General features: G+C 71.9%; 13 protein-coding genes. 7 read left to right on the top strand and 6 right to left on the bottom strand.

The annotated features are described in order from the left end of the window. The first annotated feature begins 126 nt into the window (after positions 1 to 126). Both pcrA and BKA00_RS23445 read left to right on the top strand, forming a co-directional pair. The gene (gene pcrA / locus BKA00_RS23450; protein ID WP_221493269.1) at positions 127 to 2,382 is read left to right on the top strand and encodes a DNA helicase PcrA; all 2,256 of its coding nucleotides are present in this window, start codon (positions 127 to 129) and stop codon (positions 2,380 to 2,382) included. 96 nt (positions 2,383 to 2,478) lie between these two features. After that, entirely contained in the window at positions 2,479 to 3,096 is a 618-nt protein-coding gene (locus BKA00_RS23445) for a dihydrofolate reductase family protein (protein ID WP_185028314.1), read from the top strand. 48 nt (positions 3,097 to 3,144) lie between these two features. Here the strand turns inward: BKA00_RS23445 and BKA00_RS23440 are convergent, their stop codons facing one another. After that, complete coding sequence (locus BKA00_RS23440) at positions 3,145 to 4,095, bottom strand: GlxA family transcriptional regulator (protein WP_185028312.1); 951 nt, start codon at positions 4,093 to 4,095, stop codon at positions 3,145 to 3,147. Between the two features lie 71 nt (positions 4,096 to 4,166). On the opposite strand from BKA00_RS23440, the gene BKA00_RS23435 reads away from it, so the two are divergent. Then, positions 4,167 to 4,499: a cupin domain-containing protein gene (locus tag BKA00_RS23435; RefSeq protein WP_185028310.1), complete on the top strand. Its 333-nt coding sequence runs from the start codon at positions 4,167 to 4,169 to the stop codon at positions 4,497 to 4,499. Between the two features lie 52 nt (positions 4,500 to 4,551). Here the strand turns inward: BKA00_RS23435 and BKA00_RS23430 are convergent, their stop codons facing one another. Further along, entirely contained in the window at positions 4,552 to 5,388 is an 837-nt protein-coding gene (locus tag BKA00_RS23430) for a class I SAM-dependent methyltransferase (RefSeq protein WP_185028308.1), read from the bottom strand. A 95-nt stretch (positions 5,389 to 5,483) separates the two neighbouring features. Here BKA00_RS23430 and BKA00_RS23425 point away from each other — a divergent pair, with 95 nt between their 5' ends. After that, on the top strand, positions 5,484 to 6,113 hold the full coding sequence (locus BKA00_RS23425) for a TetR/AcrR family transcriptional regulator (protein ID WP_185028306.1): 630 nt from the start codon (positions 5,484 to 5,486) through the stop codon (positions 6,111 to 6,113). Positions 6,114 to 6,274: 161 nt separating this feature from the next. Continuing rightward, entirely contained in the window at positions 6,275 to 7,102 is an 828-nt protein-coding gene (locus BKA00_RS23420; protein ID WP_185028304.1) for an alpha/beta fold hydrolase, read from the top strand. Positions 7,103 to 7,126: 24 nt separating this feature from the next. Here BKA00_RS23420 and BKA00_RS23415 read toward each other — a convergent pair whose 3' ends face one another. Next, complete coding sequence (locus BKA00_RS23415) at positions 7,127 to 7,870, bottom strand: AraC family transcriptional regulator (RefSeq protein WP_185028302.1); 744 nt, start codon at positions 7,868 to 7,870, stop codon at positions 7,127 to 7,129. A 55-nt stretch (positions 7,871 to 7,925) separates the two neighbouring features. Here BKA00_RS23415 and BKA00_RS23410 point away from each other — a divergent pair, with 55 nt between their 5' ends. After that, complete coding sequence (locus BKA00_RS23410; protein ID WP_230298914.1) at positions 7,926 to 9,146, top strand: MFS transporter; 1,221 nt, start codon at positions 7,926 to 7,928, stop codon at positions 9,144 to 9,146. Positions 9,147 to 9,162: 16 nt separating this feature from the next. On the opposite strand, the gene BKA00_RS23405 is transcribed toward BKA00_RS23410, so the two are convergent. Further along, positions 9,163 to 9,657 carry a MaoC family dehydratase gene (locus tag BKA00_RS23405; RefSeq protein WP_185028298.1) on the bottom strand — a complete coding sequence of 165 codons (495 nt, stop codon included), beginning with the start codon at positions 9,655 to 9,657 and terminating at the stop codon, positions 9,163 to 9,165. After that, complete coding sequence (locus BKA00_RS23400; protein ID WP_185028296.1) at positions 9,629 to 10,183, bottom strand: hypothetical protein; 555 nt, start codon at positions 10,181 to 10,183, stop codon at positions 9,629 to 9,631. Before BKA00_RS23400 ends, BKA00_RS23405 begins: the two co-directional genes overlap by 29 nt. A 156-nt stretch (positions 10,184 to 10,339) precedes the next feature. Between BKA00_RS23400 and BKA00_RS23395 the strand changes: the two genes are divergently transcribed. Beyond that, a complete protein-coding gene (locus BKA00_RS23395; protein ID WP_185028294.1) occupies positions 10,340 to 11,107 on the top strand; it encodes a TSUP family transporter in 768 nt (255 codons plus the stop codon). A gap of 9 nt (positions 11,108 to 11,116) precedes the next feature. Here BKA00_RS23395 and BKA00_RS23390 read toward each other — a convergent pair whose 3' ends face one another. Continuing rightward, positions 11,117 to 12,625, bottom strand: coding sequence for a glycoside hydrolase family 15 protein (locus tag BKA00_RS23390; protein WP_244993800.1), 1,509 nt, complete (start codon positions 12,623 to 12,625; stop codon positions 11,117 to 11,119). Between the last annotated feature and the right edge of the window lie 145 nt (positions 12,626 to 12,770).

Genomic DNA, 12,770 nt, shown 5'->3' with positions numbered 1-12,770 from the left:
GCTGCCGCCGGGCCCCTGATCAAGGCCGGAAGGAGTACCGGCCGGACGCGGAGGCGGGGGGTGCGGGCCGCCCCGGCTCGGCGGACGCGCCGAAAACGTCCGCGCGGCGCCGTAGACTCGCACGTGATGTCGAAGACCGAAGCTCACCCCTTGCTTGACGGCCTCAACCCGCAGCAGCGCGCCGCCGTCGTGCACTCCGGCAGCCCCCTGCTGATCGTCGCCGGCGCCGGCTCGGGCAAGACCCGGGTGCTCACCCACCGCATCGCCCACCTGCTCGGCGAGCGGGAGGTGCATCCCGGCCAGATCCTCGCGATCACCTTCACCAACAAGGCCGCGGCCGAGATGAAGGAGCGGGTGGACGCCCTCGTCGGGCCGCGCTCGCGGGCCATGTGGGTGATGACGTTCCACTCCGCGTGCGTCCGGATCCTGCGCCGCGAGGCCAAGCGCCTCGGCTTCCCCACGAGCTTCTCGATCTACGACCAGGCCGACGCGAACCGGCTGATGGCGCTCGTCTGCCGCGAGCTCGACCTCGATCCCAAGCGCTACCCGCCGAAGTCGTTCAGCGCCCAGGTCTCCAACCTGAAGAACGAGCTGATCGACTACGAGACGTTCAAGGCGCGGGCGTCCACGCACATGGAGCAGACGCTCGCCGAGGCCTACGAGATGTACCAGGCGCGGCTGCAGCAGGCCGGCGCCATGGACTTCGACGACCTGATCATGATGACGGTCAACCTGCTCCAGGTGTTCCCGGAGGCCGCCGAGCACTACCGGCGCCGCTTCCGGCACGTCCTGGTCGACGAGTACCAGGACACCAACCACGCGCAGTACGAGCTCGTCCGCGAGCTGACCGCGCCCGTGGAGGGCGTCGGGCCCGCCGAGCTGTGCGTCGTCGGCGACGCCGACCAGTCGATCTACGCGTTCCGCGGGGCGACCATCCGCAACATCCTCGAGTTCGAGCGCGACTACACCGACGCGACCACGATCCTGCTGGAGCAGAACTACCGCTCCACGCAGACGATCCTGTCCGCCGCCAACGCCGTCATCGAGCGCAACGCCGACCGCAAGCCCAAGAAGCTCTGGTCCGACCAGGGCGAGGGCCACAAGATCATCGGCTATGTGGCCGACAACGAGCACGACGAGGCCGCGTTCGTCGCCCGCGAGGTCGACCGGCTCACCGACGACGGCGAGGCCCGCCCCGGCGACGTCGCGATCTTCTACCGCACCAACGCGCAGTCGCGCGTCTTCGAAGAGGTCTTCATCCGGGTCGGGCTGCCGTACAAGGTCGTCGGCGGCGTCCGGTTCTACGAGCGCAAGGAGATCCGCGACGCGCTCGCCTACCTGCGCTGCCTCGCCAACCCCGAGGACACCGTCTCCCTGCGCCGCATCCTGAACGTCCCCAAGCGGGGCATCGGCGACCGCGCCGAGGCCTGCGTCGAGGCGTACGCGTCCCGCGAGCGCATCTCGTTCTGGCAGGCCCTCCGGAGGCCCGAGGACGTCCCCGGCATGGCGACCCGCTCGCTCAACGCCGTCCGCGACTTCGTCACCCTGCTGGACGAGCTGCGCGCCGCCGCCGAGACGCTCGCCCCCGCCGATCTGATCGCCGAGGTGCTGAAGGCCAGCGGCTACCTGGCCGAGCTCCAGGCCTCCAAGGACCCGCAGGACGAGACCCGCATCGAGAACCTCCAGGAACTCGAAGCCGTCGCCCGCGAATTCGAGGAGCGCCTCGACGGGGAGCCGGCCGAGGGCCGCCTCCCCGAGTTCCTGGAGCAGGTCGCCCTCGTCGCCGACGCCGACTCCATCCCTGGGGGCGCGAAGGGCGGGCCCGTGCCGCCGGGAGAGCAGCCCGACGAAAGCGAGCACGGCGTCGTCACCCTGATGACGCTGCACACCGCGAAGGGCCTCGAATTCCCGGTCGTCTTCCTCACCGGCATGGAGGACGGCGTCTTCCCGCACCTGCGCGCCATGAGCAACCCCAAGGAACTCGAAGAGGAACGCCGCCTCGCCTACGTCGGCATCACGCGCGCCCGGCAACGCCTCTACGTCTCCCGGGCCACGATGCGCAGCTCGTGGGGGGCACCGCAGGTCAACCCGCCGTCCCGCTTCCTCGGCGAGGTCCCGAAATCCCTCGTCGAATGGGAACGCGAGGCGTCCTCCACGTCCGGCTCCGCCATGTCGCGGATGGCGGAGCGCCCGGGAACCCGCTCACCGGGAAACCGTCCGGTCCCGTCCCTGTCGCCAGGCGACAAGGTCACCCACGACGCCTTCGGCCTCGGCACCGTCGTCTCCGTCTACGACAAGGGCGAGAAGGCCAGCGTGGACTTCGGCGGCGACTACGGCGTCCGCACCCTGGTCCTTCGCTTCGCCACCATCGAAAAGCTCTGACTCCTCCACCGGCATCGGAACCGATGAGTTTCGGTCGTGGCGGTGGTCGAACCTGGGTGAGCACCGTGTTCGGCCGGCTGTTGAAGGAGTAGCAGGATGCGAAAGATCACCGCAGGGTTGTTCATCTCGCTCGACGGCGTCGTCGAAGACCCGCAGGACTGGCACTTCCCGTACTTCAACGAGGAGATGGGCCAGGCCGTCGACGCCCAGATGGGGTCGGCCGACACCCTCCTGCTCGGCCGCAGGACCTATGACAGCTTCGCGGGGGCGTGGCCCGAGCGTGAGGAGGCCGGCGGCGAGGACGCCGGCTTCGCCAAGAAGCTCGGAGACGCCCGCAAGATAGTGGTGTCCGGGCAGGACCTCGACTTCACGTGGCGCAATTCCGAGCGGCTCCAGGGCGACCTCGTCGAGGCCGTGACCGCGCTGAAGAAGGAACCGTCCACGTCCGACATCGCGATGAGCGGTTCGGTCTCGGTCGTCCGCCGGCTTCTGGAGGCAGGTCTTCTCGACGAGCTGCACCTGCTCGTCCACCCGATCGCCGTGCGCAAGGGGATGCGGCTCTTCGAGGAGGCTGACGCGCCACTGCCGTTGAAACTCGTCTCCTCCAAGACGTTCGCGACCGGTGTCGTCCACCTCGTCTACCGCCTGGATGACGAGGCTCCGGCCGGCGACTACGAGAAGGCCAAGGAGAGCCTTCCCCAAACCGGCGACTAGCGTTCTGCGGGGTCCATCTGGGGCTCCTGCGCCTACACACGTGGCTTTTCACTGGGGCTTTGCGCGGAAGGTGCGGCGATAGGCGCCAGGTGTAGTGCCCAGGGTGTTGAGGAATCGCCTGCGCAGATTGGTGGCCGAGGAGAGGCCGACGCGACGGGCGATGGCGTCCAAGGGCAGGTCGGTGGACTCCAGCAGGTCCTGGGCCGCGGTGATCCGTTGGGTGAGCAGCCACTGTCCCGGGCTGGTGCCGAGTTGCTCGGCGAACCGTCGGGCGAGGGTGCGCGTGGAGACGCCCGCCTGTGCGGCCATGGTCTCGATGGTCACGGGTTCCCTGAGCCGCTCGGCGATCCAGTCCGTCAACGGTGCCAGCGTGCCGTCGATCTGGGCGGGACGCGGCGGCGCCGAGTACTGGAGCTGGCCGCCCTCGCGGTGGGGCGGCATGACCATGGTCCTCGCGACGTGGGCGGCGTACCGGGCGCCCTGGTCGGCGCGGATCAGGTGCATGCACAGGTCGATGCCGGCCCCGGCTCCGGCGCTGGTGGCCACGTCACCGTGGTCCACGTACAGCACGTCCGGGTCGACCTGGACGTGCGGGAAGCGGGTGGCGAACTCGTCGGCCAGGGCCCAGTGGGTGGTCGCCCTCCGCCCGTCCAGGAGACCGGCGTGCGCCAAGGCGAAGGCGCCTGAGCAGATGCTGACCACTCGGGCGCCGCGGGAGTGAGCGCGGCGCAGGGCCTGGACGACCGCGGGGGACGGTGGTGTGCCGGCGGGCAGCCAACCCGGGACGACCACGGTGTCGGCCCCGTCGAGTGCGTCCAGCCCGTCGGTCACGAGCATGTCGAACCCGGCCAGCGTCGCGACGGGGCCGGGGCGCTCCGCGCACACGCCGAAGGCGTACCGGACCGGGAGCCCGGCCCGCTCGATCCCGAACACCTGGGCCGCGCAGCCGAGCTCGAAGGTCGACTGCGGTGGACGCACGAGTGCCGCGACGCGATGCATGGCGTAAAAGTACCGCGACATGTCTTTTCTGACACTCGGCGGGATGGGGCGCCGGTCGCCAGGCTGGTCCCATGACGACAGAACAGGGCACGCCCGGCTACGCGTGGTCCAGCGTTCAGGACGCTCCGGTCCGCGAGATCTTCCCTGGCATCCGCCTGCGGCCGCTGTGGGCGGGGGACGACGGCGCGAAGGCCTTCGTCCTCCAGATGGACCCGAACACGTGCTGGGAGGGGGTCGACGTCCACGAACCGGGGCCTGAGGAGGTGTTCGTGGTCTCCGGGACCTTCAACGACGGCGACCGGGATTACCCGGCCGGCTCGTTCATCCACGCTCCCGCAGGCTCTTCCCACGTCCCGCAGACGTCGACCGGGTGCACCCTGTTCCTCTTCTATCCGGAAGGCTGATTCCGTGTTGGGCGCCTTCCGCGCGTCTTCCGACGGGGCTACGACCCGGGGGTCAAGGACGGATGGCGCTCACCAGCCACACGCTGCCGCGGATGTGGACGCCGTCCGAGGTCTCATAGGCCGCGATGGTGGCTTGGAGTTCCCGGCGGACGCGGGTGACGGTGGCGTGGTCCACGTCCTGGAGGTTGTAGCGGACCGGGCCCTGGCTGAGGACGAAGTCCGCGGCCTCGGTGGCATCGCGGCCGTAGTCCATCGGTGCCTGGACCGGATCCGTGTTCACCTCCGTCAGGCCTGCTTGGCTTAGGACCTGGCGAATACGGTCGGGGTCGGACAGCGATCCCATGCCGCGGGCCGCGGGTGAGGGGCGGCGCATCAGTGGCGCGAGAGCGGCGGTCGCCTTGGCGTAGTCGCTCTCGGGGGAACCCGCCTGCGGGACGATGAACACCAGCCGGCCGCCGGGCCGGAGCGCGCGGGCGATGTTGGCGAACGCGGCCGCGGGATCGGAGAAGAACATGACGCCGCCGCGACTGACGACGACGTCGAATCCGTTCTCCTCGAAGGGGTGGACCTCCGCGTCGGCCTGCTCGAACCGCGCGTTGGCGATGCCCTGCTCGGCCGCGTCGGCGCGTGCGCGGGCGAGCATGGGTTCGCTGATGTCGACGCCGACCGCGTGCGCCCGTGCTGCTCGCCGTGCGGCCAGCAGGGTGAGTTGTCCGGTGCCGCATCCGATGTCGAGAACGGTCCCGGTCTCGCTGATCGCGGCACCGTCCAGGAGCGGCTGGTTGAAACCGCCCATCATCGCGTCGTAACGCGGGGCGTTGTCGGCCCAGGCCGATCCCTCCCAACCGTTCCACGCTTCGGCCTGCTGGATGTTGACGACGGTGTGCATCTCATCTCCTTGTCTGGGGTGTGGTGCGCTGTACGAGCGCCGGCAGATTTTTAGATGCGAACTCTAGTGATGGACTCTAGAGATATACTCCCGCCATGGACACCGTCAAGCGACCGGACAAGCGGGCCGAGCGTTCGCGCCGCACCCGTGCGAAGGTCATCGAGGCGGCGCGGGAGCTGTTCGTCGCGCGGGGCTACGGGGCGACGAGCCTTCAGGAGGTCGCCGACCGGGCGGGGGTGGCCGTCCAGACCGTGTACTTCGTCTTCGGCAACAAGCGCACGCTGTTCAAGGACGTGGTGGACGCGTCCATCGCCGGTGACGACGAGCCGGTCGCCACCATGGACCGGGAGTGGTTCCGCGCCGCGTGCGCCGCGCCCACGGCGGCCGAGCAGTTGCGCGCGTACGTGCGCGGCACCGGCGAGGTCCTCGGGCGGGTCGCCCCGATCATGCCGATGATCTCGGCGGCCGGTGCCGCCGATCCGCAGATCGCCGCGCAGTGGCCTGACGGCCCCGATCCCCGCTACACCGTGCACCGCGCCGCGGCCGAAGCGCTGGCCGGCAAGCCGGACGCGCGCCCCGGCGTCTCCGCCGCGACGGCCGCGGACCTGCTGTTCGCTCTGCTCAGCCCGCAGCTGTACCTGCTCTTCGTGCAGGACCGCGGCTGGGCGCCGGACGCATGGGAGGAGTGGGTCTGCACCACCCTGGCCGCCCAGCTCTGCGTCTGAACGACCGACCGAAGCGAGGCAAAGACACTTCGACTGGTCATTGGGCGTTTCGGGCGGTAGCGGGGGTATCGGTGCGGCTGGTTGCTGGACGGCCGTTCTGTCGCCGGAGACGCGGTCGTCCGGGGCCGTCGTGTCCACACGTGCGCTACGGGGGTTCGAGCATGGGATTCGTCACCACTCGCGACGGCAACGAGATCTTCTACAAGGACTGGGGCAGCGGGCAGCCCGTGCTGTTCATCCACGGCTGGCCGCTCAACGCCGACGCGTGGGAGGACCAGATGAAGATGGTGGCCGACCACGGCTACCGCGGCATCGCCCACGACCGCCGGGGGCACGGGCGCTCCAGCCAGCCGTTCGACGGCTACGACTTCGACACCTTCGCCGACGACCTCAACGACCTGATCAACCACCTCGACCTGCGGGACGTCACGCTGGTCGCGCACTCGATGGGCGGCGGCGAACTGGCCCGCTACATCGGGCGCCACGGCACCGGGCGGGTCGGCAAGGCCGTCCTGCTGTCGGCGATCACACCGGCCATGCTGCAGACCGGCGACAACCCCGAGGGCGTGCCCGAGCAGGCCTTCGAAGAGATCAAGAACGGCATCCTGCGCGAACGCTCGCAGTACTGGAAGGACGCCTCCGAGGCGTTCTTCTCCGCCAACCGGCCGGGCAACAAGGTCACGCAGGGCAACCGGGACGCGTTCTGGTACATGGGCATGCGCGAGAGCATCCAGGCCGGCGTGAAGTGCGTGGACGCCTTCGCCTTCACCGAGTTCCACGAGGATCTGCGCAAGTTCGACGTCCCGACGCTGATCGTGCACGGCGACGACGACCAGATCGTCCCGATCGACGCGACCGCCCGCAAGGCCGCCGAGATCATTCCGAACGCCGTCCTGAAGGTGTACGAGGGGTCCTCGCACGGGATCGCGCTGGTGCCCGGCGACAAGGAGAGGTTCAACACCGACCTGCTGGACTTCCTGAAGAGCTGACCCCCGAAGGGCGGCCCTTCTCGCTCAGGCGGGGTGGTGGGCGCCCGGTGTGTGGCCGAAGGCCCGGCGGAAGACGTCGATGAAGCTGCTGGCGGACGACCAGCCGCACTGGTGGGCCACGGTCGTCACCGGCGTGTCCTCGGCCAGGAGTATCAGGGCGTGGTAGAGGCGCAGTTGGGTGCGCCACTGCGGGAACGTCATCCCGAGGTCGCTCCTGAAGAGCCGGGAAAGGGTGCGGTCGCTCGCGCCGACCTCCCTGCCCAGTTCGGCGAGCGTGCGGTCGTCGGCGGGGTCGGCGTGCAGGATGCCGCACAGCGCCCTGAGGTGCGGGACGGTCGGGGCGGGCAGATGCAGCGGCTGCTGGGACGAGACGCGCAACTGGTCCAGCAGGACGGCGCGGAGCCGGGCCCGGGCGGGGGTGTCATCGGCCGGGTCGCGGGTGTAGGCGAGGATCAGTTCGCGCAGCAGGGGACTGACGCCGAGCACCGCCGGCTCGTCCAGCCCTAGCGGGTTTTCGGCCGCGGGCAGGCCGACCAGGTGCAGTTCGAGTTCGCCGTGGGCCTGGTGGGCGTGGACTGCGCCGGCCGGGATCCAGATGGCGCGGTCGGCGGGCGCCACCCAGGAGCCCGCGCCGGTGGTGACGGCGACCACGCCCCGCCCGGCATAGGCGATCTGGTGGTCGTCGTGGCGGTGGGCGTCGATGGCGGCGCCCGGCGCCAGCGAGCGCGCTCGGGTCGGTGCGATCGGTTGATGGCGGGTTTCCTGCATTGGTTGGCAGATTATCGGAAGTCCGACACTGTTCTCCGGCGCGAGCATGAGGGACGTGTCGACGAGTTCACGAGAAGCGTCCCGTCCCCTGGAAGCGGCCCGTCCACGAGAGGGACGGTCGGTCTTCCTGCTGTCCGCCGGGCATGCGTGCGTGGACGTCTACCAGGGGTCCGTGACGGCGCTCGTCCCGTTCTTCGTGGCCGAGCGCGCCTACACCTATGCCGCCGCCTCGGGCATCGTGCTCGCGGCGTCGCTGCTGTCCTCGGTGGCGCAGCCTCTGTTCGGGGCGCTCACCGACCGGTGGGCGATGCCCTGGCTGCTTCCGCTGAGCACGCTCCTTGGGGGAGTGGGGATCGCCCTGAGCGGCCTCAGCGGCGACTACGCCCTCACCCTGGCCTTCGTGGCGATCTCCGGGATCGGGGTCGCGGCCTACCACCCCGAGTCCGCCCGGGTCGCGCGGCTGGCGAGCAAGGGGAGCCACACGGCGATGAGCTGGTTCTCCGTCGGCGGCAACATCGGATTCGCGTTCGCGCCGCTCCTGGTCGCGGCGGTCGTCGCGACCGGCGGCCTGCGCTGCACCCCGTTCCTCGTGGTGCCGGCGCTCGCGGGCAGCGTCGTGTGCCTGCCCGTGCTGCGCGCCCTTCAGGGGACCTCCTCCGGCGGGCGGGCGCGCACGAGGGCCGGGGTGGACGACGTGCGCTCGTTCGTCACGCTGTCGCTCGCCGTGGTCTGCCGGTCGATCGTGTTCGTGGGGCTGAGCACGTTCATCTCCTTCTACGCGCGGCAGCGCACGGGAGGTGGAGTGGCGGCGGGCACGGCGGCGCTGTTCGTCCTGTACCTCGGGGGCGCGGTCGGGACCGTGGCGGGCGGCTCCCTGGCCGCCCGCTGGGACCGGGTCACCGTCGTGCGCCGGTCGTACCTGCTGACGGTGGTCGCCGTCGCGGGCGTCGTGCTGGTGCCCGGCCCGGCGCTCTACCTGTTCGTCGCGCTGACCTCCGCCGGCCTCTACGTCCCGTTCTCGCTGCAGGTCACCCTCGGGCAGGACTACCTGCCCACGCGCGTCGGCACCGCCGGCGGCGTCACCCTCGGCCTGGCGGTCAGCGTCGGCGGGCTCGCGAGCCCCGCCCTCGGCGCCGTCGCCGACGCCGCGTCGCTGCGCGTCGCCCTCGCCCCGCTGATCGCGCTGCCCGCGGTGGCCTGGCTGCTGTTCCGGACGCTGCCCGAGCCCGCCGTCCCGGCGCCCGCCGCCGCGCCGCCGCCGGAGCCCGCGCCGTGATCAGGCCGCGCCGTGATCAGGCCGTGCGGCGGCGCAGGAGGTTCACCGGCAGGGTGTGCAGGACGACCTCGTCGTCCTGGTTGAGAAGCTCGGCGCGGGTACCGACGATGCCGCGGTCCGGCTTGGAACGCGACGGCCGGACCTCCAGGACGGCGACGCGCAGGCGCAGGGTGTCGCCGGGACGGACGGGTGCGGGCCAGCGCAGCTCGTCGACGCCGGGGGAGGCGAGGCTGGCGACCCGCGACAGGAAGTGGTCGGCGAACAGCCGCATCATGATCGAGCCGGTGTGCCAGCCGCTGGCGATGATGCCCTTGAACGGGCCGGCGGCGGCGAACTCCGGGTCCACGTGGATGGGCTGCGGGTCGAAGCGGCGGGCGAACTCGATGATCTCGGCCTCGTCCACGCTGACGTGGCCGTACTCGCAGGTCGTGCCGGCGGTGTAGTCCTCTAGGTAGCGGTCGTCGATGGGGGCGGCGAAGTCGTCACCGAGGGCGCGCGTCCTGGTCGTCATGGGACCAGGATGGCTCAGCGGCGTCCGGGCCGTCGCCGCGGCTCCGCGCGTGCGGCGGGACGTGGCGCCGCCATTCCTCGCAGAGTTCGGCGTGCAGGCGGTAGAGGCCGTAGGGGGTGTCGCCGGACGGTTCCCGGAAGCGGGTGCCCTGGTCCACCGGCATCGACGCGAGCCTGACGGGGAAGAAGGCGGCCAGGCGCTCGCGTTCCCCGGACCGCACCTGGAGCAGCCAGAAGCCGTGGTGGGCGTCCGCGGTGATCTCGATGATCTCGGTCCACGCGAACCGGCGGCGGCCGTATCCGGAGACGAGCGTGAGGGCCCCGGCGTCCAGGATCATGCGGGTCCGCAGCAGCGGGACGGCTCCGAGCGCGAGGGCGAAGCACGCGACGCCGGCCGCCCACGCCGGGGCGCCCGCCCCGTCGAGGGCCTTCTGGACCGCCACGACGCCGAAGAGGGCGGCGATGGCGACTCCGGCGAGGAACATGCCGAGGTGGCGGGGGCAGCGCAGCGTGCGCGGCTTGGTCATCGGGACATTATCCGTGCGCGCCGGGCGCCGCGGGGAGGCCGGACCCGCGGGCGGACCCGTGGGCGGGGCGCCGGCCGGGGCGGCGGCCGGCCGGGCGGGGCGGCCCGCTAGGGTAATCGGTGATCTGAGTTTTACTCCTTACCCCCGGGAGCCCCCGTGCACGCCGAGCAGGTCGTCTTGCTGCTGGCCGCCGCCGTCGCGGCGGGCTGGGTCGACGCCGTGGTGGGGGGCGGCGGGCTGATCCAGCTGCCCGCGCTGCTCCTGCTCAACCCCGGGCAGCCGGTCGCGACCGCGCTCGCCACCAACAAGCTGGGCTCGATCGCGGGCACCACGTCGGCCGCCGTCGCCTACGCGCGCAAGGCCAAACCGGACGTCCGGGTGGCCGTCCCGGCGGGCCTGCTCGCGGTGTGCTGCGCCGCCGGGGGCGCCCTCTGCGCGGCGGCGATCTCCTCGGACGTGCTGAAACCCCTCATCATGGTCGTCCTGCTGGCGGTGGCCGCGATCGTGGTGCTCAGGCCGAGCCTCGGCCGGCTCCCGCGACCGGTGCTGCGGACGCGCCGCCGGGTCGCCGCCGCCGTCCTCGTCCCCGGCGTCGCGATCGCCTTCTACGACGGGCTCCTCGGGCCGGGCACCGGGACGTTCCTGGTGATCGCCTTCACCGCGCTGCTCGGCATGGACTTCGTCGACGCCTCCGCCACCTCGAAGATCATCAACGCCGGTACCAACCTGGGCGCCCTCGCGGTGTTCGCGGCGCAGGGGCACGTGCTGTGGGCCGTCGGGCTGGCGATGGGGGCCTGCAACATCGTCGGCGCGCAGGTCGGCGCCCACATGGCGATCAACCGCGGCGCCGGATTCGTCCGGGCGGTCCTGCTCTGTGTCGTCTCCGCGCTCGTGCTGAAGCTCGGGTACGAGCAGTTCGGCTAGGGCTCTCCGTCACGGGACGGGCAGCGGCCGGTCCAGCGCGGAGAGGCTCAGCAGGACCAGCGACGCCGTCCAGCCCAGGGGCGCCGGGCCCGCCGGCCTGCCCGTGACGCCGACCTTCTCCGGCAGGACGCCCAGGGACGTGCGGTGCGCGGAGAGCCAGTCGAGCCGCTCCAGCGCCTCGTCCCTGCGGCCCGACGCGGCCGCGTTCAGCCCGAACAGCGCGGTCTCCGGCGTCCAGGCGACGTCGGGGTCGCCCGACCAGCGCTCGCCCGGCAGGACGCCCCCGTTCGGCAGCGCCTGCTTGCGCGCGGCGTCCGCGATCGCGGTGGTCACGCCCTGGTCGGCCGGTGCGAACGGCGGTGCGAGGAACGTCACCGAGGTGTCCATCAGCCCGCCGGGAATGGGGGAGCGCGGGTAACCGTAGGGGGCGAACTGCCTCGCCACCGCGTCCGAGAGCCGCTGCGCCGCGTGCCGCCACTGCGTCGCCTTCGCGCCCTCGCCGCGCATCCGCGCGAGGTCGGCCGCCGCGCGCAGCCCCGCCAGCGCCGGGCCGACCACGCCGAGCGTGGGGCGGCGCGGGTCCTGCTCGCGCCGGTGGTCGCGTTCCCAGTAGTCGGACGAGGCGGGCGGCAGCCCCTCGGCGTCCAGGGAGCGCGCGAGATGGTCGGCGGCGCGCTGCACCATCGGCCACAAGCTGGGAAGTTCGTCGTGGTCGGCGGCCCGGACGCGGTAGAACCACGTCGACCAGAGCACCCAGCCGAGCGAGTCGAGCTGCGGGGCGCGGCCGTCGGCGACGGCCGTCCCGTCGGCGTTGTACCGCGCGGCCCACATGCCGTCGTCGTGCTGCGCCCGGGCGAGGAAGTACAGGATGCGGCGCGCCTCGGCCGGATGCCCGGTCGCGGTGAACGCGGCCACGGCGAACGCCGAGTCGCGGGGCCAGCAGTAGCGCCACTTGGAGTACCAGGACGCGAGGGACGCGCCGTTCGGGCGGGTGAGCAGCCGCAGGTCGAGCAGGGCGCGCGTCGCCATGTCGCGGTAGGCGTCGTTCGTCGCGCCTCCCGGGACGGTGCCCTGCGCCAGCCACGCGCTGTCGGACCGGACCGCCCGGTCCACCCGCGGGTCTGAGGCGTCCACGGTGATCGGCGCCTCGCCGCCGGACGGGACGAGCCGGACCCGCCCGTCCGCGAGCCTGACGACCGAGCTCCCGGGCAGGTAGGAGGCCCCCTCGCCCTGGTCGGGGGCCAGCGGGACGCCCGCGAAGGGCCATCCGCCGCCGCCGACGAGCCCGGGGCTCGCCCATCCGGGGGCGGGCGGCTCGGGGACGGTGGCGCCGCCGGTCGCGACGAGCGCCGCCACGATGAGCAGGCCCGCGGTGCGCCGCACCTTGCGGGCGCCCGAGCGGCCGCGCGGCGCGGGGCGCCTGCGCGGGGTGGTGGGCCCGCCCGCGGGCGGCGGTACGGATATGACGGGCGCGACGGAGACGGGTGCCGCGACGGATCTGTCCCGTCTCTCCGCCATCGCCATGCGTTCGCCCCCTGTCCGCCTGGCCGTCTCGCCGAATTAGTACATCAAACTACGTCAATCGGTTCATCCTCCTCACGAGCCACTCGTGCCCTCCCCTGAGGATGAGCACACCTACCGCCCAGGGCGCTCCCGTACAAGA

Source organism: Actinomadura coerulea, assembly GCF_014208105.1.
Taxonomy (GTDB): Bacteria; Actinomycetota; Actinomycetes; order Streptosporangiales; family Streptosporangiaceae; genus Spirillospora; species Spirillospora coerulea.
The sequence above is the reverse complement of the archived record's forward strand: the minus strand, read 5'-3'. Positions and strand labels throughout refer to the sequence as shown.

Excerpts from the sequence above, each read along its gene's own strand:
- pcrA (WP_221493269.1), top strand. The coding sequence starts at position 127 with ATGTCGAAGACCGAAGCTCACCCCTTGCTTGACGGCCTCAACCCGCAG.
- BKA00_RS23445 (WP_185028314.1), top strand. The coding sequence starts at position 2,479 with ATGCGAAAGATCACCGCAGGGTTGTTCATCTCGCTCGACGGCGTCGTC.
- BKA00_RS23440 (WP_185028312.1), bottom strand. The coding sequence starts at position 4,095 with ATGCATCGCGTCGCGGCACTCGTGCGTCCACCGCAGTCGACCTTCGAG.
- BKA00_RS23435 (WP_185028310.1), top strand. The coding sequence starts at position 4,167 with ATGACGACAGAACAGGGCACGCCCGGCTACGCGTGGTCCAGCGTTCAG.
- BKA00_RS23430 (WP_185028308.1), bottom strand. The coding sequence starts at position 5,388 with ATGCACACCGTCGTCAACATCCAGCAGGCCGAAGCGTGGAACGGTTGG.
- BKA00_RS23425 (WP_185028306.1), top strand. The coding sequence starts at position 5,484 with ATGGACACCGTCAAGCGACCGGACAAGCGGGCCGAGCGTTCGCGCCGC.
- BKA00_RS23420 (WP_185028304.1), top strand. The coding sequence starts at position 6,275 with ATGGGATTCGTCACCACTCGCGACGGCAACGAGATCTTCTACAAGGAC.
- BKA00_RS23415 (WP_185028302.1), bottom strand. The coding sequence starts at position 7,870 with ATGCAGGAAACCCGCCATCAACCGATCGCACCGACCCGAGCGCGCTCG.
- BKA00_RS23405 (WP_185028298.1), bottom strand. The coding sequence starts at position 9,657 with ATGACGACCAGGACGCGCGCCCTCGGTGACGACTTCGCCGCCCCCATC.
- BKA00_RS23400 (WP_185028296.1), bottom strand. The coding sequence starts at position 10,183 with ATGACCAAGCCGCGCACGCTGCGCTGCCCCCGCCACCTCGGCATGTTC.
- BKA00_RS23390 (WP_244993800.1), bottom strand. The coding sequence starts at position 12,625 with ATGGCGGAGAGACGGGACAGATCCGTCGCGGCACCCGTCTCCGTCGCG.